Below are 17,597 nucleotides of genomic sequence, written 5' to 3'. Positions count from 1 at the left end.
TGATCCGGATCAATTGGCTTGTTATCAATATTTCATCAACCTCTTATTTATGACAAACTTAGGCCCTGCTAATTAATCAGAGCCTATGAGTTTACTGCTAATGCAAACACTGCCCGCTATTATTGCCATTATTTGTTATCTGACCGCTGCAGGTCTGCAGTGGCAGGTTGCCAACGGCCAAAGCTTTAATAGCAAGCTAATTAAACTTGCAGGCCTGGTCGCTCTGATCACTCACGGCTATGCCGCCTACCTTGATCTACACCGTCCGGAAGGCATTCATCTGGATTTTTTCAGTGTCGGATCATTAATCGGCTGGCTGGTCGCCGCGCTGGTTCTGCTTAGTTCTTTGCGTCAAAAAGTTGATAACCTGTATATAGGTATCTTTCCTCTGGCTGCTACCGCTCTGCTGTTTAATCAGCTGGGTATCGATACCAGCACTGCAAAGCATTATGACGGCAGCCTGGTTGTTCATATTCTGCTCTCCATCCTGGCCTACAGCATCTTCACCCTGGCGGCATTTCAGGCGATCCTGTTATCAAAACAGGAATACCAGCTAAAACACCATAAGACCCGTGGCTTATTACGCTCTCTGCCGCCACTACAAACAATGGAAACCCTGCTGTTTCAGATGATCTGGACCGGCCTTATTCTGCTGACTCTGTCTCTGGTGAGTGGCGCTCTGGTATTCGAGGATCTGTTTGCTCAGCATCTTATCCATAAAACTGTACTTTCTATTCTGGCCTGGCTGCTATATGCCATTCTACTGATTGGCCGTCACTTCCTCGGCTGGCGCAGCCATAAGGCGATTCGCTGGACCGTTGGCGGATTCATCGTACTGATGCTGTCTTTCTTCGGCAGCAAATTTGTTGTTGAACTACTAATCTGATCAGGTTTAACGACCAACTTAACCGGCGCCTGATTCAACAATCCACCGCTGACACATAAGTATGCTTGACAGCATTTCAGCTTAGCCTGACAATGGCGGTCCGAATGACTAATTAGGCTCACCGTCTTGGAAGGCGCATCGATCGAGTCCCTGTTGGGACTGCTTTTCTTTCTTATCCTCTGTTCAGCATTTTTCTCCAGTTCAGAAACCGGCATGATGTCGCTTAACCGATACCGTTTACGGCATATGGTTAAGAACAAACATCGTGGCGCGATTAAGGCGGGTAAGTTACTACAACGGCCTGACCGACTGATCGGTGTGATTCTGATCGGAAATAACTTCGTCAACATCCTTGCTTCTGCGATCGCCACATTAATCGCCGTAGAGCTCTGGGGCGAAGCGGGTATCGCTATAGCTACCGCAGCGCTGACACTGGTAATCCTGATCTTTGCCGAAGTAACGCCGAAAACGGTCGCAGCGATGCATCCGGAAAAAATTGCATTTCCGGCTGCCTATCTTTTACACCCGCTACTAAAAGTACTCTATCCGCTGGTATGGGTCGTGAATTTCATCACCAACGGCTTACTCAAACTGTTCGGCATCAAAGTTACTGAAGGTGATCATCACCACCTGAGCACGGAAGAGCTTCGCACTCTGGTAAACGAATCCGGCGCAGTACTACAGCAACGCAACCAGTCAATGCTATTAGGCGTACTCGAGCTGGACGATGTGACGGTCAACGATATTATGATCCCCCGTAACGAGGTGATCGGTATCGACCTGGACGATGATCTCGACCTGATTATTGAGCAACTAAGCAAAACACCCCACACCCGCATGCCGGTATTTCGCGGCGAACTGAACAAAGTGGTTGGTATTCTGCATATGCGTAATCTGGCTCAGGTTTTTCAGCAGGACGCCGTCTCTAAAGCCGCCATTCTGCAGGTTATTCATGAACCCTACTTTATTCCGGAAACGACGCCGCTGCAAACCCAGCTGTTAAACTTTCAGAAAGAGAGCCGTCGAATCGCCCTACTGGTTGATGAATATGGTGACATCCAGGGTATTGTTACACTGGAAGACATTCTGGAAGAGATTGTGGGTGAACTGTCGAACAACAATAAAGAAGACAATCAGGACATCTACCCACAGGAAGATGGCTCGTTCTTTATCGACGGTACCGCCAACATCCGGGATGTAAATAAATCACTGGACTGGCATCTGCCTACCGACGGCCCTAAAACAATTAATGGCCTGGTGACAGAGCAGCTTGAATCTATTCCAGATGCTAACGTCTGTATGCTGATGGATAACTATCGGGTAGAAACTCTGCAGGTGAGCGACAACCTGATTAAAACCGTACGCATCACTCAACTTGCAAACGATGAAGCGGATGACGAGGAGGAGTAAAGCACTCCTCCATTAATCTGCCTTGAGCTTTGACTCAACGCTGGCAATTTTATCTTCCATCGTCTGCTCACGGTCTGTCCGGGTGCCTATGCGCATACTGGTATTGATACGCGCAGCTCCCATACCGTGCACGACTTCATGGCAACGCTTTACCGTTGCAAACACAGCATCCCAGTCGCCTTCCACATTGGTGCCGTAAGCATGCATCTGGTGCTTGAGTCCGGATTCCTGCAATACTCGCTGACACGCAGTTACATATTCTGAAACAGAGGTGCCCACGCCGATCGGTACCACACAAAGATCAATCATTACTTTCATTGTTATTATCCCGTGCAAGTTTCTCAGCCCTGACTCGCTCGCCAATCAGGTCATAAACTTCAATACGCTGCGCATTATTCATCACCCCCCACTCACCAATTTCAATGGCGGTGCGGCGACAGGCGATACAGACATCCTGCTCATCCAGCGCACAAACACCGATACAAGGCGAGGGAACAGGGTTTACTTCATTCATATTCATAATTCAGTTCTGCTGTTTAAAATCATTGCGGTAACGGCGCATATTGTCCACGTAGTGGGCTGCATTATCCAGTAACCCCTGCTGCTGCTCGGGACTCAGCTGTCGCTTTATTTTAGCCGGCGATCCCACCACCAATGAGCCATCTGGTATAACCATACCTTCAGGTACCAGTGCATTGGCCCCGATCAGACAGCCTTTACCTATTTTAGCGCCATTCAGTACCACAGCACCAATACCTACCAGCGAGCCATCCCCCACTTCACAACCATGCAACATCGCCTGATGCCCTACAGTTACATTAGCACCAATGCTGAGTTCAAATCCCGGATCAGTATGCAGCACCGAACCATCCTGAATATTAGAGCCTTCACCGATAGTTATCTGATCATTATCGCCACGGATCACGACGTTAAACCAGATACTGGCGCAGTTATGCAGCACCACTGAACCGATCACTGTCGCGTTATGGGCAATGTAGTGCTCATCACCAACCAGATTAACCAGGCGATCTTCTATGCTGTACATCATTCTATCGATATCCTCTAATCTGATTATTTCTGTCGCTGTGTTTTCAGCAGTGCTGATTAGTAAACGTTTAACAAAAACGTTTTAACTATGTTCAGGCCGGGTTTTCATCGGAATATTGGCATCAAATCCCACATTCAGCAGCTCAACCAACATATAAGCGGTCAGCCCCCAGATAATATCACCTTCATATTCATACGCCGGCACATAGTGGGTCATCCCTTTAAAGTTGATCGCATCAGTATGATGCCGCTGATCCTGCAGAAAGAAACTCAGGGGTACCCGGTGGATACGATCCAATTCATCAAGGTTAGGCGTAAGCACAGTATCAGCAGCAATAATGCCGACGAAGGGAGTCACTTGTAACATATGTTTTGACAGCACCATCCCCAGAGGCCCCAACACTTCGACCTGAGACGGGCTTAGCCCTACCTCCTCTTCAGCTTCACGCAATGCGGTAAACAACAGGTCAGGATCCGTGTCATCACGCTTACCACCCGGAAAAGCTATTTCGCCACTATGAGTATTCAAGTGATTAGCCCGCCGGGTCAGAATAACGTGCGGATCGTCTACGTTGTCCGTCAATGCGATCAGCACGCCAGCCTGCGGTCTGTCAGAAACCAGAGTACGGGGTGCATAACCAGAGAGGCGCTGTTTCAGTTTATTTATCATTTCGCATTACTGTCGGGACTATTGTTTCATGATACCTTTGGTAGAAATGAAAGTTTAGCTTTGCAGGCATATTATGAATTTTTGTAGCCAGTGTGGCGCATCGATCAAACTCGCCATTCCCGAGGGTGATAACCGGCAACGACATATCTGTACTTCTTGCCATCACATCCACTACCTCAACCCTAAGATTGTGGCCGGCTGCCTGCCTGTGTGGCAGGACAAAGTACTGCTGTGTAAACGCTCAATCGAACCTCGCAGTGGCTACTGGACACTACCGGCAGGCTTTATGGAGAATGGTGAATCTACCCGCCATGCGGCCCTGCGCGAAACCCGGGAGGAAGCCAACGCCCGGGTCAGCAACCTGCAGCTTTACACACTAACCTCTATGGCGCCGGTCAGTCAGGTGCAGATGATCTATCTGGCCCAACTGGACGATCTGGATTTCAGTGCCGGCGACGAAACTGAAGCTGTCGCACTCTATAGTGAAGAGGAGATTCCCTGGGATGATCTGGCCTTTCAGACTATCCACAATGCACTGAAGCTCTTTTTTGAAGACCGGAAAAAAGGAATTTTCCCATTACACCATATAGATCTTGAGAGACCATCGAAGCCTCCGGAGAATTAAGCTGCACCAGAACCCACAATTTATACAGGAAGTATAACTATGGATAACAAGCTGTTACTAATCATTCTCGCTATTCTGCTACCGCCGATTGCCGTATTTCTTAAGACCGGTGTCGGACTGCAACTTCTCATCAATATTATCTTATGCCTGTTTTTTTACATTCCAGGGATTATCCACGCCCTCTGGTTGGTGCTAAAATAGGCAGCAGTCACTGACCCGTGACACAGAATCAACGGCCCATGAGGCCGTTTTTTTATTTTTTGCCCACAAGGCATTTCAGAGTATTAAAGATGACCCTGCTAATATCTACCTGGATAAAGTTCTTCTTCCTGTTTGCCCCCTTCTTTGTTGTGTCGATGTTTCTGGCCCTGACCCGAAACGATACCCCGGCGGAACGACGTACTACTGCCAATAAAGCTGTTCTTTCAGCGGCCTGCGCTGCGTTGATCCTGTTTTTCTTTGGTACGACCCTGTTTGAAATTCTCGGTATTACTATCGATTCATTCAGAATCGGCGCCGGCATCCTGCTCTTCCTGTCAGCGGTTAGCCTGGTAAAAGAGGGGGTGCGCACCAATGCCCAATTACCGGATGCCCCCCGGGAAGATTCTTCGGTAGTCCCTCTGGCCATTCCAACCATTATTGGCCCGGCGACTATCGGTGCGATTCTGGTGTATGGATCAGAGCTTAAAGGAATCGATCTGGCCTGGGGGCTCAGCGGTATGTTTCTGGCCCTGTTTGCATTACTAGTACTACTGCATGCTGCCAGCTGGCTGGAACGACTTTTAGGTGTTACCGGTCTGAATATACTGAGCAAAATAACCGGCCTTGTACTGGCTGCCATGGCATCTCAAATTGTACTCACCGGCATTACCGGCTTTATTACCAGCGTCGATATAAACTGAGCGTTTAAACACCACTTTGGCCAGAGCCCCGTATACCGGGCTCTGGCGGCCTTACCCCACAGATACCCCAAACTTTTGCACAACCTTATACACAGATATTGTGATTAGTTTTGCACCGCAAATTGTCTTTTCCTCACAGCCCGATCAAATTTAACACAACTCCACTTTAGTCTTTAATTACAATAAGTTAAACAACTTCAAGCCAGCTTACACAGAGTTATTCAACAGCCTTATCCACAGAATATGTTTATAAGCCGACTGGTTATAAACACCTTAGTACCACAGGCTTATGAATTTAAATATCAGCCAGCTGCCAGACCTCATACGCCACCTCTTCATAGGGATGAGCCTGCTTCAGGGCAGCAACTACCTGACCGATCAAAACATCTTCACACACCAGCTCTACCTTCCACTCAGGGAGCTGCTCCACTACCCCCTGAACGCCTATATGGGGATTGCTGTCAGGTAGCGGCCGGAACTGCCCCACGCCTTTCACCTGCCAGCAACAACGATCGTAATTACCTATCTTTCCGGCTCCGGCATTAAACAGAGCCTGCTTTACCTGCTCAAGGTCTTCTTCAGGGACAAAAAAAGCCAGCTTATACATTAGGTGTCTCCATAAAAAAACGGCTGTCAGATCACTCTGACAGCCGTTTGGCAATTTCAATTACACGCTTTACAACTCTTCAATCTGACGGCGAATATCTTCCACCTTACGCGCAACCACTTTCTCGAGATGCTCGATCTCATCCAGTAACAGCTCTTTTTTGTCTTTAACAGACTTGTCCTGAGCAACCAGCTTTTCAAGCTCACTCAATGCACGCAGATAGTAAGGCGAAGGCTCTGTACTGGCACGATACGGCACCAGACCACCTTCTACCGATACATTGGTATGCTTACGCTTGAACTTAAACTTTTTACTTTTCGCCATCCAATCACCCTGATGACGATGCAGGTAGACCTTTAGTACATCGACATCATTTTCAGTACGGGTAGTAAAGCGCTCAATATCATGGGGATTTTCAAATCCCATCTCTTTCAGGGTCTGAAATTTTTCAGCAGACATCTCTGTACTCCATCATCCAGGAACCTTCGGACTAATCCTGCCGGTCTTCTGTATATGTAACAACCTGCAGCTGCAGGTTCCTTATTCCACCCATAGAATATAGATGAAAACTCACTATTCCGAAGCCAGATTTCACTCAAAATGAGTGCAAATATTTAACTTCAGACCATAACACTAATCTTTAAAAACAAAAAAACCGCCGATTGGCGGTTTTAATAATCACTCGCCAAAAGTCTAGTCACGCAGACTTAATACATCCTGCATATCGTACAGCCCGTTGGACTTATCAGCCAACCAACCAGCAGCTCGCACAGCACCTTTAGCAAAAGTCATTCGGGAGCTGGCCTTATGGGTAATTTCAATACGCTCACCCTCGGTCGCAAAAAGCACCGTATGATCACCAACCACATCACCCGCACGGATAGTCGCAAAACCGATCTCCTGCTGAGTTCTCGCGCCGATCTGGCCTTCACGACCATATACAGCACACTGGCGCAGATCACGGCCCAGAGCACCAGCAACCGCCTCACCCATACTTAACGCAGTACCGGATGGCGAATCAACTTTGTGATGATGATGTGCTTCGATAATCTCAACATCATAATCATCGCCCAGCGCTTTAGCCGCCTGTGCCAACAACTTAAAGCACAAGTTAACGCCAACACTCATATTGGAAGCAAACACCAGCGGCATCCTCTCACCAAAGCTGTTCAGCTCAGCCCGCTCAGCTTCACTCAAACCGGTCGTGCCGATCACCATCGCTTTACCGTTTGCCGCACACAGCTCAAGGTTAGCCAGGGTTGCCTGAGGCGCAGTAAAGTCGATCAGCACGTCAAAATCGGCTACCACCTCTTCCAGAGAGCCAACAATAGCCACGCCCAGTTTACCTACACCGGCAACCTCGCCTGCATCCGCACCGATAAGGCTACTTGAAGCCTCGACAATAGCCGCGCCCAGCTGCACACCATCAGCAGCCTGAATCGCTTCAATATTTGTTTTACCCATACGGCCGGCTGCGCCGGTTACTGCAACTCTGATCATTCTATTTTCCCGAGTAAGGTAACAGTCACCTGAGGATGACTGAGAGAAATTATGTTTCGTCGTGATGAACGTTCTGATCCATATCCAGCGCTGGTTTAGCGCAATCTGGTCGCCCAACGATCTTGGCTGGTACACCCACTACCGTCGTGTGCGGGGGTACGTTATCCAGTACCACAGAACCACCACCTACTTTGGCGCCTTTACCAATCTCGATATTGCCGAAAATTTTGGCTCCTGCTGCGATCATCACCCCTTCACGAATCTTAGGATGACGGTCGCCACACTCTTTACCGGTACCCCCTAAGGTCACCGACTGCAGAATAGAGACATCATTTTCAATCACACAGGTCTCACCCACCACAATACCGGTAGCATGATCAAACATCACACCGTGACCAATAATTGCTGCGGGGTGAATATCAACCTGAAATACCGAACTGATACGACTTTGCAGATACAGCGCCATCGAGTGACGTTTCTGGCCCCACATCCAGTGCGCTATACGGTACGCCTGCAATGCATGAAAGCCCTTCAGGTATAACAACACGGTAGTAAAACGATCTATCGCCGGATCTCGGGTACGCACCGCGATCAGATCACGACAGATACGCTCCATGATAGCAGGGTCTTTCTGCAACGCTTCTTCAATCAGCTCACGTAGCGCGACTGCTGGCATCACATCATCAGACAGCTTACTAGCAAGAAGATAGCTCACCGCTGCGCAAAGGCTAGTGTGACCTTTAATACTGGTGTGAAAAAAAGTCGCCAGAAAAGGTTCCCGCTCACTTTCTTCACTGGCTTCCTGTTGGATCAGTTGCCATAACTGTTCAGATTCAACCGGCCATTCGCTCATTTATACTGCTCCAAAAAATCTGGAAACGAACAGGGCGCTATCAAAGCGCCCCGTTAATCTTTAGGTCATATCTTCGAAGAACTTCTTCACACTATCGAAGAAACCATGTTTCTTCGGCGCATGATGTTTTTTCCGTTCATCCATTGCCGATTCAAAATCTTTCAGCAGCGCTTTCTGCTTGCTGTTCAGATTAACCGGTGTTTCAACAGTAACACGAACCAGAAGGTCACCCACTGCACCACCACGAACCGGCTTAATACCTTTGCCACGCAGACGGAACAACTTACCGGTCTGGGTTTCAGCAGGTATTTTCAACTTAACACGGGATTCCAGCGTTGGAACTTCCAGCTCGCCACCCAGTGCCGCATCGATAAAGCTGATCGGTACTTCACAGTATAGATGCTTACCGTCGCGTTCGAAGATCGCATGGTCACGCACATTAACCTGTACAAACAGATCACCGGAAGGACCACCGTGAGTTCCCGCTTCACCTTCGCCTGACAGACGAATACGATCACCGGTATCAACGCCGGCAGGAATTTTAACCGCCAGTTTCTTGGTTTCCTGCTTACGGCCCTGACCATGGCAGCTACCACAAGGATCAGATACAACCTGACCTTCGCCATGACAGCTTGGACAAGTCTGCTGTACCGAGAAGAAGCCCTGCTGCATCCGCACCTGACCAACACCACCACAGGTACCACAGGTCTTAGCGCTGGTACCCGGCTTAGCACCGCTACCATCACAGGTATTACAAGGGATCAGAGTAGGAACCTTAATCGTCTTGTCACAACCATGCACAGCCTCTTCCAGGCTAAGATCCATGGTGTAACGCAGATCGGCACCCCGTTGGACGTGGCTGCGACGACCGCCGCCTCCCTGACCAAAAATATCCCCGAACACATCACCGAAGACATCACTGAAGCCGCCCTGACCGTGACCACCGCCCATACCCTGCTGATCTATACCAGCATGGCCGTACTGATCATAGGCTGCTTTTTTCTGCTGGTCAGACAGCACTTCGTAGGCTTCGTTAACCTCTTTGAAAGCGTCTTCTGAAGCTTTGTCATCGGGATTACGATCCGGGTGGTACTTCATCGCCATGCGACGAAACGCCTTCTTAATATCCCGGTCAGATGCATCTCTGGAAACGCCTAACACATCGTAAAAATCTTTTTTCGACATAATCTGTTTCGCAATCCGTTCTCGCTAATCGCCTTATGCAATTAGCTGGCAATAAAAACGCGACAACGCGGGAGAGGCCCGCGCTGTCATTTACAACATTAAAAAAGCTAAGCCGACTTACTTCTTGTCGTCGTCTTTAACTTCTTCAAACTCCGCATCAACAGCGTCGTCAGCAGGTTCCGCCTGTGCTTGCTCAGCACCTTCAGCAGCGCCTTCAGCTTGTGCAGCTTCAGCGTACATCTTCTGAGCCAGACCAGAGATCGCTTCAGTCAGTGCAGCAGTCTTAGTCTCGATCACCTCTTTATCGTCGCCCTTCAGTGCTTCTTCAAGCTCTTCAGAGGCAGCATTGATCGCAGTTTTCTCTTCTTCAGTTGCCTTATCACCGGCATCTTCCAGAGTCTTCTTCGCAGAGTGAACCATCGCATCACCCTGGTTACGGGCCTGAGTCAGTTCTTCAAACTTCTTATCCGCTTCAGCGTTAGCTTCAGCATCCTGAATCATCTGTTCAACTTCATCATCGCTCAGACCAGAAGAAGCCTTAATTACAATCGACTGCTCTTTACCCGTCGCTTTATCCTTCGCACCTACGTGCAGGATACCGTTGGCATCGATATCGAAAGTAACTTCGATCTGTGGAATACCACGTGGCGCCGGTGGGATATCAGCCAGGTCGAAACGACCCAGCGACTTGTTGCCAGACGCTTGCTTACGCTCACCCTGAACAACATGGATAGTTACCGCATTCTGGTTATCATCAGCAGTAGAGAACACCTGAGACTTCTTAGTCGGGATAGTAGTGTTCTTATCGATAACCGGAGTCGCAACGCCACCCATAGTTTCGATACCCAGGCTTAGAGGTGTTACGTCCAGCAGCAGTACGTCTTTAACGTCGCCAGCCAGTACCGCGCCCTGGATAGAAGCACCCATAGCAACCGCTTCATCCGGGTTAACATCTTTACGAGGCTCTTTGCCGAAGAATGCAGTTACTTTTTCCTGCACCAGAGGCATACGAGACTGACCCCCCACCAGAATAACTTCATCAATTTCAGAAGCAGACAGGTCAGAATCTTTCAGCGCCTGGCGACAAGGAGCCAGCGTACGCTCAACCAGCTCTTCAACCAGAGATTCCAGCTTGGCACGGCTGATCTTAACGTTCAGGTGCTTAGGACCGGTCGCATCAGCAGTGATGTAAGGCAGGTTAACGTCGGTAGACTGTGTAGAAGACAGCTCAACTTTAGCTTTCTCAGCACCTTCCTTCAGACGCTGTAGCGCCAGAGGATCGTTGTGCAGATCGATACCAGACTCTTTCTTGAACTCAGCTGCCAAATACTCGATCAGACGCAGATCGAAGTCTTCACCACCCAGGAATGTGTCACCGTTAGTCGCCAGTACTTCAAACTGGTGCTCGCCATCAACTTCAGCGATCTCGATGATAGAGATATCGAAAGTACCGCCACCCAGGTCGAATACAGCGATAGTCTTATCGCCCTTAGACTTGTCCATACCGTAAGCCAGTGCCGCAGCCGTTGGCTCGTTGATAATACGCTTAACTTCCAGACCTGCGATCTTACCGGCATCTTTAGTTGCCTGACGCTGAGAATCGTTGAAGTAAGCCGGTACGGTAATAACCGCTTCAGTTACATCTTCACCCAGGTAATCTTCTGCAGTCTTCTTCATCTTCTTCAGAATTTCAGCAGAGATCTGTGGGGCAGCCATCTTGTTGTCGTTTACCTGAACCCAGGCATCGCCATTATCAGCTTCAACGATTTTGTATGGCACCATAGTGATATCTTTCTGTACCACATCGTCTTTAAAACGACGACCGATCAGACGCTTGATCGCAAACAGAGTGTTGTCCGGGTTAGTAACCGCCTGGCGCTTTGCTGGCTGGCCTACCAGAATCTCACCATCGCTCGCATAAGCGATGATGGAAGGAGTAGTACGTTCACCCTCAGCATTCTCAATAACCTTAGACTTCTCACCATCCAGTACAGCAACACATGAATTGGTTGTGCCCAGGTCGATACCAATAATTCTACCCATTTCAAAATCTCCCGTAATTCTGCGTTCGCCCGAGCGAACTAAATTCTTTATAACTTGCTAGCTATATAGGTCCGGATTCCTCAGTTTCAAGAGCCCGGCACCAACTTAATTGGTTACTATTTACTCAGCACCCTTGGAAACGATCACCATCGCCGGACGAATCAGACGTCCGTTCAGGCTATAACCTTTCTGCATTACAGCCATTACGTTGTTTGCTGCAACATCAGGATTCGGTACCATCGACATCGCCTGATGCAGTGCTGGATCAAATACTTCGCCCATAGGGTTAATCTGTTCAACACTAAACTTACCCAGGCCGGATACAAACATATTCAGGGTCATTTCAACCCCTTCACGCAGCACTTTCACAGCTTCATCATCGGACGATGCCGCTTCAATTGCGCGTTCAAGGCTATCGACTACCGGCAATAGCTCATTAACAAACTTATCTAAGGCAAACTTATGTGCCTTTTCTACATCCTGCTCTGCCCGGCGACGCACATTCTGCATATCAGCTCGGGTACGCAGTTCCTGATCGATCAAACCAGCTACCTGATCCTGAGCTTGTGCCAGTTCCAGTTGTAGCGCGTCTACATCAACTAAATCGCCCTCAACCAACTGTTCCGGTGTCTCATTGGATGCTTCAGTTGCATCAGCTGCTTCAACTACAACCTCTGGCTGTTCAGTTTCAACCTGAGTCTTATCTTCGCCTGCCATCACTTTCTCCAACCATGTCAAACGTGAAAATTCTGTTGAGCTTTATATGGGGCTAAGGCAACAAGATTCAAGTGGGTATTTATAGATTTTTTTTACCAGAGTGAGGAGAAACAGATTGCGACTTTGACAATATTGGCTTATACAATAACTACTGTATAAAAACACAGATAAATTGTTATGCTGACACAACTCAATATTCGTAACTATGCAATTGTCGAACAACTGGATCTGGAACTGAACAAAGGGATGACCGTTGTCAGTGGTGAAACCGGTGCCGGCAAATCAATCATGCTCGATGCACTGGGCCTGGCTCTGGGCGACCGGGCCGATATGGGCTCTGTACGCCGGGGCGCCGAGCGGGCAGAAATCATTGCCAGCTTCGACATTAACAATATTCCGGCGGCTAAAAAGTGGCTGAAGCTTCAGGATATGGATGACGAAGACTGCATCCTACGCCGGGTTATCACCAATGAAGGGCGCTCCCGCAGCTATATTAACGGCAGCCCCTGCCCGATTAATAAAGTACGCGAGCTGGGTGAATACCTGATCGAAATTCATGGTCAGCATGAACACCAGCGACTACTGAAAAAAGACCATCACCGCTATCTGTTGGATGCATACTCAGGTAAAGGTGATCTGGCGAATAAAACCCGACAGATGTTCCGCAACTGGAACAGCCTCAGTACTCGCCTGCATAAGCTCACCGAACAGAGCGAAGAACAAGCAGCCCAGGTTCAGCTGCTGCGTTATCAGGCAGAAGAGTTAGAGCAGATAGGGCTTAGTGAAGGTGAGTTTGAAGCCTTAGTAGAAGAACAAAATACACTGGCAAACGCTGGCGAGATTTTGCAATCGGGTCAGCAGATCCTGCAAATAACCAGCGACAGTGAATCCGGAAACTGCCTGAGTCTGCTGAATCAGTGTCAGCATCTACTAAGTAATATGAAAGGCACCTCGCCCTCAATCACACAAACAATTGAGATGCTTAACAGTGCCCATATTCAGATAGAAGAAGCCGCACAAGAGATCAGCCACTATATGGACCGGGTCGAACTTAACCCCGAGCGTCAGATAATAGTAGAAGAGCGCCTCAGCACTATTTTTGATCTTGCCCGCAAAAACCGGGTCCCCCCAGAGCAACTGACGGCATTTCAGCAACAAATTCAACAGGAGCTGGACGGCCTTAGCTTGTCCGACCAGGCACTTGAAGAGCTTCAGCAGGAAACCGAGCTGGCAAAACAAGCCTTCATCGCCAGTGCTGAAAAACTCAGCAAGACCCGTCAGAAAGCGGCCAAAACCTTAGGATCAGAGGTCAATAAACAGCTTCACAGTCTGGGCATGACCGCAGCTAAGATTGAAGTTGCGCTAACAGCTTACCCAGAACAACAGTTGAGTGCCCACGGTCTGGAAGAGGTCGAGTTCCTGATCAGCACCAATACCGGCCAGCCCGCCCGACCACTGAATAAGATCGCCTCCGGTGGCGAACTGTCACGTATCTCTCTGGCGATACAGGTCATTACCGCGCAATCGTCCAGCACTCCCAGCCTGATCTTCGATGAGGTTGATGTGGGCATTGGCGGAGCAATCGCCGAAGTGGTGGGCAGGTTACTACGTCAATTGGGTGAGCACAGTCAGGTCATGGTAGTTACCCACCAGCCTCAGGTTGCTGCACAGGGCCATCAGCACCTGTTCGTCAGCAAACAGAGCGACAAAAACAAAACCCATACCCGTATCGATCAGCTTAATATTGATCAGAGGGTCGGCGAAGTTGCCCGCATGCTGGGGGGGATTGATGTAACAGAAACCTCCCTCGATCATGCCAGGGAGATGCTCGGTCTAGAGACTGCTTAAAATAAAAGCTCTTGAGACAGCTTAAGAAGAACAGCCTGGAGACAGGCTGGAACATCAGGCTAAACGCAGACACAAAAAAACCGGCTCAGGCCGGTTTTTTTCGAATAAGACTGTTACTTACCTATAAATCAGGACTTCTCGCAGCCTTCGGCGCATTCGCCATACAGATACAAAGTGCGGTCGGTAATTTTAAAGCCCAGCTCCTGGGCAATCTCATCCTGACGCTGCTTCAGTGACGGATCGCTAAACTCACGGACTTTGCCGCATTTTACACAAACGATATGATCATGCTGTTCATCATGCGCCAGTTCAAATACAGAGTGGCCACCTTCAAAGTGATGACGGGATACCAGGCCTGCCGCTTCAAACTGAGTCAGCACGCGGTATACCGTTGCCAGCCCCACATCCTCATTCAGATCCAGCAGAATCTTATAGATATCTTCCGCGCTGAAGTGGTCGCCTTCACCGGCCTTTTCAAGAATCTGGTAAATCTTCACCCGGGGTAAAGTCACCTTCAGACCTGCTTTTCTTAATTCCTGATTTTCAAGTGCCATATCTTTCTCTATGATGTAGGTCGCAACGAATGTTAGACTTGCAAATCCAATTATCTGTTTTTATTCACGAAAGTGGAAGTCATTTACTGATGCAAAAAGTTCTTATTGGCGTTTTTACTGCTATTTTATTGGTCGGCTGTGCTGATTTTCCCGGGGTTTACAAAATTGATATTCCTCAGGGGAATAACATAACCCAGGAGATGGTTGATAAACTCCGCCCTGGCATGACCCAGAATCAGGTCCGTTATGTACTGGGAACGCCCCTGATCACAGACAGTTTCAACGTTAATCGCTGGGATTATATTTACCGTTATAAGTCCGGTGAAACCGGTGCAGTCACTCAGGAACGCCTGACCGTTATATTTGATGAGAGCGGCAAGCTTTCTAATATGGCCGGTGACTTCCGTCCTGGCGGCAATCAACAGTAAGTTTTTCCAGATACAAAAAAACCGGGCCTAACCCGGTTTTTTTAACTTTAAACACAACAGACGGCTATTTACGCTTTATCACCCGCCTCTCGTTCCGCCTTTGCCTTAGCAGCCCGTTTAGCCCGGGCCTCTTTCGGATCGGCAATCAACGGACGATAGATCTCCACCCGCTGTCCTGGCTTAAGGATAGTATTCTTCGCATCACGTACCCCTTTACCAAAGATCCCCATAGGATCATTTTCCAGGTCGATCTGCGGAAACAGCTCTGCAATGCGCGACTGAATCACCGCCTCATAGATAGAACAGTCTTCAGCCACCTGCAGACTGATAATTTTCTGTTCATGGGGCAGCGCGTAAGCCACTTCTACCTGCATCATCGATTCTTCCTCTCAGCCCTGATACTAAGCTCTAATAAGTAAGCTCTGATTGTAAGCCCTGATATTTAGTTCTGATCCAGCCAGACTTCAGGAACCATAGACCTGGTCAGCCCGGCTGACAAAAGCATCGACCATCGTCGCCGCCATCTGATTAAACACCTTGCTCATCGCCATACTGGCAAGCTTACCAGAAAAATCAAACTGCAGACTCAGACTGACCTTACAGGCCTCATCACTGAGTGGCTTGAAGGTCCAGACGCCCGACAAACTAGAGAAAGGGCCTTCAACCAGCTCCATATGGATCCGTTCCGGCCGCTGTAGAGCGTTACGCGTAGTAAAGCTGTACTTAAGCCCCGCCTTGGCAACATACAGACTCGCCTGCATAATCTCATCGGTCGATTCAAGAACAGTAGAGCCGGAACACCAGGGCAGAAACTGCGGATAGTTTTCCACATCATTTACCAGATTAAACATCTGCTCCGCTGTGTGGAGTACCAGCGCACTCCGGTCTACTTGTGCCATTCAGATCAGCCCAACTTCTCAATCAGATTCAGAATAAAGATTGCAGCAACCGCAAGCGGTGCAACATAACGGATCAATACTAACCAAAGTGCATAAACACCCGGACGCTTAATCGCCAGCTCATTCTGAGAGATCTGTTTAGTCAGTACCCAGCCTGCGAAGCAGGCCACAAACAGACCACCCAACGGCAACATCACATTCGCGGTAATGAAATCAAGGAAATCAAAGATATTCATGCCGAACAGCGCAATATCACTACCGATGTTGAACGAACTCAGAGCGGCAATACCCAGTATCCAAACCACAATACCCAGAATGACACACACCGGCGCCCGCTTCATACCAAAGCGCTCAACCATCCATGCAGCCGCAGGCTCCATCAGAGAGATAGCCGAACTCCATGCCGCCAGACCGACTAAGACAAAGAACAGGAAGCCAAAGATCTGACCACCCGGCATCTGACCAAAGGCCACCGGCAAGGTAATAAACATCAGACCAGGACCCGCACCCGGATCAAGCGAATTAGCAAATACAATCGGGAAGATAGCCAGGCCAGCCACCAGCGCAACAATGGTATCCAGCGCTGCAATGGTCATTACGGTACTGCCGATAGAAGCACCCTTAGGCATATAAGAGCCGTAAGCCATAATTGCGCCCATACCCAGAGACAGAGTAAAGAACGAGTGACCCAGTGCGACTAACACCGCATCCCAGGACAATGCAGAAGGATCAAAGTGGAACAGGAAGTCGACACCTTCACCAAAAGATCCCGTTGTCATGGAATAGCCCAGTAACACCAGCAGCAGCACAAACAGTGCCGGCATCATGATACGGGTAGCCCGCTCAAGACCTTTATTTACACCGCCCATAACAACCGTCATCACCAGCACCACAAATACCGTGTGCCAGATCAACAGCGCCTGAGGGTCAGCCAACAGGTCGTTAAATACCTTACCCGCCTGCTCACTACCGATATCCAGAAAATCACCGTTCGCCATCCCAGCAACATAGGCCAGTACCCAGCCTGCTACCACAGAGTAGAACGAGAAGATCAGAAAGCCTGCTAACGCACCCATCCAGCCAACAATCGCCCACTTAGGGGAGTGATTCGCCTCGATAGCCACTTCGCGCATCGAGTTAATCGGACTTTGACGACCTCGACGGCCAACCAATACCTCAGCCATCATAATAGGAACACCTACACCCAGAATAAACAGCAGGTATACCAGTACAAAAGCACCGCCACCGTTTTCACCCGCGATGTAAGGGAATTTCCAAATATTACCCAGCCCTACCGCAGAACCGGTCGCTGCCAGGATAAAGATCCAGCGATTTGCCCATGAACCATGGATATTTTGACGATCTTTCATGTATATCTCTTAAAATAAGCACTAATTTTGGATTGTGGATTTTCCGGGTTTTA

22 protein-coding genes are annotated in these 17,597 nt (G+C 48.9%); 7 read left to right on the top strand and 15 right to left on the bottom strand.

All coding sequences use genetic code 11. The features are described 5' to 3' along the window. Positions 1-85 precede the first annotated feature (85 nt). Positions 86-886, top strand: coding sequence for a cytochrome C assembly family protein (locus EHS89_RS12960; RefSeq protein WP_229753587.1), 801 nt, complete (start codon positions 86-88; stop codon positions 884-886). Between the two features lie 126 nt (positions 887-1,012). Further along, positions 1,013-2,296, top strand: a complete 1,284-nt coding sequence (locus tag EHS89_RS12955; RefSeq protein ID WP_124926581.1) for an HlyC/CorC family transporter — start codon at positions 1,013-1,015, stop codon at positions 2,294-2,296. Between the two features lie 12 nt (positions 2,297-2,308). On the opposite strand, the gene EHS89_RS12950 is transcribed toward EHS89_RS12955, so the two are convergent. The 4 genes from EHS89_RS12950 to EHS89_RS12935 all read right to left on the bottom strand — a co-directional run bounded on the left by EHS89_RS12950 (position 2,309) and on the right by EHS89_RS12935 (position 4,013). Then, positions 2,309-2,614 (bottom strand): MTH1187 family thiamine-binding protein, encoded by a 306-nt coding sequence (locus tag EHS89_RS12950; protein ID WP_124926580.1) that lies wholly within the window; start codon positions 2,612-2,614, stop codon positions 2,309-2,311. Continuing rightward, positions 2,598-2,816, bottom strand: coding sequence for a DUF1289 domain-containing protein (locus EHS89_RS12945; RefSeq protein WP_373290054.1), 219 nt, complete (start codon positions 2,814-2,816; stop codon positions 2,598-2,600). Before EHS89_RS12945 ends, EHS89_RS12950 begins: the two co-directional genes overlap by 17 nt. A gap of 3 nt (positions 2,817-2,819) precedes the next feature. Next, positions 2,820-3,341: a gamma carbonic anhydrase family protein gene (locus EHS89_RS12940; protein WP_373290062.1), complete on the bottom strand. Its 522-nt coding sequence runs from the start codon at positions 3,339-3,341 to the stop codon at positions 2,820-2,822. A gap of 84 nt (positions 3,342-3,425) precedes the next feature. Then, positions 3,426-4,013 (bottom strand): CoA pyrophosphatase, encoded by a 588-nt coding sequence (locus tag EHS89_RS12935; protein ID WP_124926578.1) that lies wholly within the window; start codon positions 4,011-4,013, stop codon positions 3,426-3,428. Positions 4,014-4,086: 73 nt separating this feature from the next. On the opposite strand from EHS89_RS12935, the gene EHS89_RS12930 reads away from it, so the two are divergent. The 3 genes from EHS89_RS12930 to EHS89_RS12920 all read left to right on the top strand — a co-directional run bounded on the left by EHS89_RS12930 (position 4,087) and on the right by EHS89_RS12920 (position 5,540). Then, positions 4,087-4,638 (top strand): NUDIX hydrolase, encoded by a 552-nt coding sequence (locus EHS89_RS12930; RefSeq protein WP_124926577.1) that lies wholly within the window; start codon positions 4,087-4,089, stop codon positions 4,636-4,638. 39 nt (positions 4,639-4,677) lie between these two features. Further along, the gene (locus tag EHS89_RS12925; protein WP_124926576.1) at positions 4,678-4,839 is read left to right on the top strand and encodes a YqaE/Pmp3 family membrane protein; all 162 of its coding nucleotides are present in this window, start codon (positions 4,678-4,680) and stop codon (positions 4,837-4,839) included. 89 nt (positions 4,840-4,928) lie between these two features. Further along, entirely contained in the window at positions 4,929-5,540 is a 612-nt protein-coding gene (locus tag EHS89_RS12920; RefSeq protein ID WP_124926575.1) for a MarC family protein, read from the top strand. 295 nt (positions 5,541-5,835) lie between these two features. On the opposite strand, the gene EHS89_RS12915 is transcribed toward EHS89_RS12920, so the two are convergent. The 7 genes from EHS89_RS12915 to grpE all read right to left on the bottom strand — a co-directional run bounded on the left by EHS89_RS12915 (position 5,836) and on the right by grpE (position 12,445). Beyond that, entirely contained in the window at positions 5,836-6,147 is a 312-nt protein-coding gene (locus EHS89_RS12915) for a YqfO family protein (protein ID WP_124926574.1), read from the bottom strand. Positions 6,148-6,216: 69 nt separating this feature from the next. Beyond that, positions 6,217-6,606 (bottom strand): DUF3461 family protein, encoded by a 390-nt coding sequence (locus EHS89_RS12910; protein WP_124926573.1) that lies wholly within the window; start codon positions 6,604-6,606, stop codon positions 6,217-6,219. Positions 6,607-6,840: 234 nt separating this feature from the next. Further along, positions 6,841-7,647 carry a 4-hydroxy-tetrahydrodipicolinate reductase gene (gene dapB, locus EHS89_RS12905; RefSeq protein WP_188885247.1) on the bottom strand — a complete coding sequence of 269 codons (807 nt, stop codon included), beginning with the start codon at positions 7,645-7,647 and terminating at the stop codon, positions 6,841-6,843. A gap of 49 nt (positions 7,648-7,696) precedes the next feature. Continuing rightward, positions 7,697-8,500: a serine O-acetyltransferase gene (gene cysE / locus EHS89_RS12900; protein ID WP_124926572.1), complete on the bottom strand. Its 804-nt coding sequence runs from the start codon at positions 8,498-8,500 to the stop codon at positions 7,697-7,699. 60 nt (positions 8,501-8,560) lie between these two features. Further along, positions 8,561-9,685, bottom strand: a complete 1,125-nt coding sequence (gene dnaJ / locus EHS89_RS12895) for a molecular chaperone DnaJ (protein WP_124926571.1) — start codon at positions 9,683-9,685, stop codon at positions 8,561-8,563. A gap of 117 nt (positions 9,686-9,802) precedes the next feature. Beyond that, positions 9,803-11,728, bottom strand: coding sequence for a molecular chaperone DnaK (gene dnaK / locus EHS89_RS12890; protein ID WP_124926570.1), 1,926 nt, complete (start codon positions 11,726-11,728; stop codon positions 9,803-9,805). A 120-nt stretch (positions 11,729-11,848) separates the two neighbouring features. Further along, entirely contained in the window at positions 11,849-12,445 is a 597-nt protein-coding gene (gene grpE / locus EHS89_RS12885; protein ID WP_124926569.1) for a nucleotide exchange factor GrpE, read from the bottom strand. A gap of 177 nt (positions 12,446-12,622) precedes the next feature. Between grpE and recN the strand changes: the two genes are divergently transcribed. Next, positions 12,623-14,293 carry a DNA repair protein RecN gene (gene recN, locus EHS89_RS12880; protein WP_124926568.1) on the top strand — a complete coding sequence of 557 codons (1,671 nt, stop codon included), beginning with the start codon at positions 12,623-12,625 and terminating at the stop codon, positions 14,291-14,293. Between the two features lie 128 nt (positions 14,294-14,421). Here recN and fur read toward each other — a convergent pair whose 3' ends face one another. Further along, positions 14,422-14,847, bottom strand: a complete 426-nt coding sequence (gene fur, locus EHS89_RS12875; RefSeq protein ID WP_124926567.1) for a ferric iron uptake transcriptional regulator — start codon at positions 14,845-14,847, stop codon at positions 14,422-14,424. 89 nt (positions 14,848-14,936) lie between these two features. Between fur and EHS89_RS12870 the strand changes: the two genes are divergently transcribed. Continuing rightward, positions 14,937-15,275, top strand: coding sequence for an outer membrane protein assembly factor BamE (locus EHS89_RS12870; protein ID WP_124926566.1), 339 nt, complete (start codon positions 14,937-14,939; stop codon positions 15,273-15,275). A gap of 68 nt (positions 15,276-15,343) precedes the next feature. On the opposite strand, the gene EHS89_RS12865 is transcribed toward EHS89_RS12870, so the two are convergent. The 3 genes from EHS89_RS12865 to EHS89_RS12855 form a co-directional block, all read right to left on the bottom strand. Beyond that, a complete protein-coding gene (locus tag EHS89_RS12865) occupies positions 15,344-15,652 on the bottom strand; it encodes an RnfH family protein (RefSeq protein ID WP_124926565.1) in 309 nt (102 codons plus the stop codon). A gap of 87 nt (positions 15,653-15,739) precedes the next feature. After that, entirely contained in the window at positions 15,740-16,174 is a 435-nt protein-coding gene (locus tag EHS89_RS12860; protein ID WP_124926564.1) for a type II toxin-antitoxin system RatA family toxin, read from the bottom strand. A gap of 5 nt (positions 16,175-16,179) precedes the next feature. Continuing rightward, positions 16,180-17,544: a sodium-dependent transporter gene (locus EHS89_RS12855; RefSeq protein ID WP_124926563.1), complete on the bottom strand. Its 1,365-nt coding sequence runs from the start codon at positions 17,542-17,544 to the stop codon at positions 16,180-16,182. Positions 17,545-17,597 lie beyond the last annotated feature (53 nt).

The sequence above is a fragment of the Amphritea balenae genome, from assembly GCF_003858655.1.
Lineage (GTDB): Bacteria > Pseudomonadota > Gammaproteobacteria > Pseudomonadales > Balneatricaceae > Amphritea > Amphritea balenae.
The sequence above is the reverse complement of the archived record's forward strand: the minus strand, read 5'-3'. Positions and strand labels throughout refer to the sequence as shown.

Coding starts and splice junctions, on each gene's coding strand:
- EHS89_RS12945 (WP_373290054.1), bottom strand. CDS start 2,816: ATGAATATGAATGAAGTAAACCCTGTTCCCTCGCCTTGTATCGGTGTT.
- EHS89_RS12930 (WP_124926577.1), top strand. CDS start 4,087: ATGAATTTTTGTAGCCAGTGTGGCGCATCGATCAAACTCGCCATTCCC.
- EHS89_RS12920 (WP_124926575.1), top strand. CDS start 4,929: ATGACCCTGCTAATATCTACCTGGATAAAGTTCTTCTTCCTGTTTGCC.
- fur (WP_124926567.1), bottom strand. CDS start 14,847: ATGGCACTTGAAAATCAGGAATTAAGAAAAGCAGGTCTGAAGGTGACT.
- grpE (WP_124926569.1), bottom strand. CDS start 12,445: ATGGCAGGCGAAGATAAGACTCAGGTTGAAACTGAACAGCCAGAGGTT.
- dapB (WP_188885247.1), bottom strand. CDS start 7,647: ATGATCAGAGTTGCAGTAACCGGCGCAGCCGGCCGTATGGGTAAAACA.
- EHS89_RS12865 (WP_124926565.1), bottom strand. CDS start 15,652: ATGATGCAGGTAGAAGTGGCTTACGCGCTGCCCCATGAACAGAAAATT.
- EHS89_RS12915 (WP_124926574.1), bottom strand. CDS start 6,147: ATGTATAAGCTGGCTTTTTTTGTCCCTGAAGAAGACCTTGAGCAGGTA.
- cysE (WP_124926572.1), bottom strand. CDS start 8,500: ATGAGCGAATGGCCGGTTGAATCTGAACAGTTATGGCAACTGATCCAA.
- EHS89_RS12940 (WP_373290062.1), bottom strand. CDS start 3,341: ATGTACAGCATAGAAGATCGCCTGGTTAATCTGGTTGGTGATGAGCAC.
- EHS89_RS12870 (WP_124926566.1), top strand. CDS start 14,937: ATGCAAAAAGTTCTTATTGGCGTTTTTACTGCTATTTTATTGGTCGGC.
- EHS89_RS12935 (WP_124926578.1), bottom strand. CDS start 4,013: ATGATAAATAAACTGAAACAGCGCCTCTCTGGTTATGCACCCCGTACT.
- EHS89_RS12950 (WP_124926580.1), bottom strand. CDS start 2,614: ATGAAAGTAATGATTGATCTTTGTGTGGTACCGATCGGCGTGGGCACC.
- dnaK (WP_124926570.1), bottom strand. CDS start 11,728: ATGGGTAGAATTATTGGTATCGACCTGGGCACAACCAATTCATGTGTT.
- EHS89_RS12925 (WP_124926576.1), top strand. CDS start 4,678: ATGGATAACAAGCTGTTACTAATCATTCTCGCTATTCTGCTACCGCCG.
- EHS89_RS12960 (WP_229753587.1), top strand. CDS start 86: ATGAGTTTACTGCTAATGCAAACACTGCCCGCTATTATTGCCATTATT.
- EHS89_RS12855 (WP_124926563.1), bottom strand. CDS start 17,544: ATGAAAGATCGTCAAAATATCCATGGTTCATGGGCAAATCGCTGGATC.
- recN (WP_124926568.1), top strand. CDS start 12,623: ATGCTGACACAACTCAATATTCGTAACTATGCAATTGTCGAACAACTG.
- EHS89_RS12910 (WP_124926573.1), bottom strand. CDS start 6,606: ATGTCTGCTGAAAAATTTCAGACCCTGAAAGAGATGGGATTTGAAAAT.
- EHS89_RS12860 (WP_124926564.1), bottom strand. CDS start 16,174: ATGGCACAAGTAGACCGGAGTGCGCTGGTACTCCACACAGCGGAGCAG.
- dnaJ (WP_124926571.1), bottom strand. CDS start 9,685: ATGTCGAAAAAAGATTTTTACGATGTGTTAGGCGTTTCCAGAGATGCA.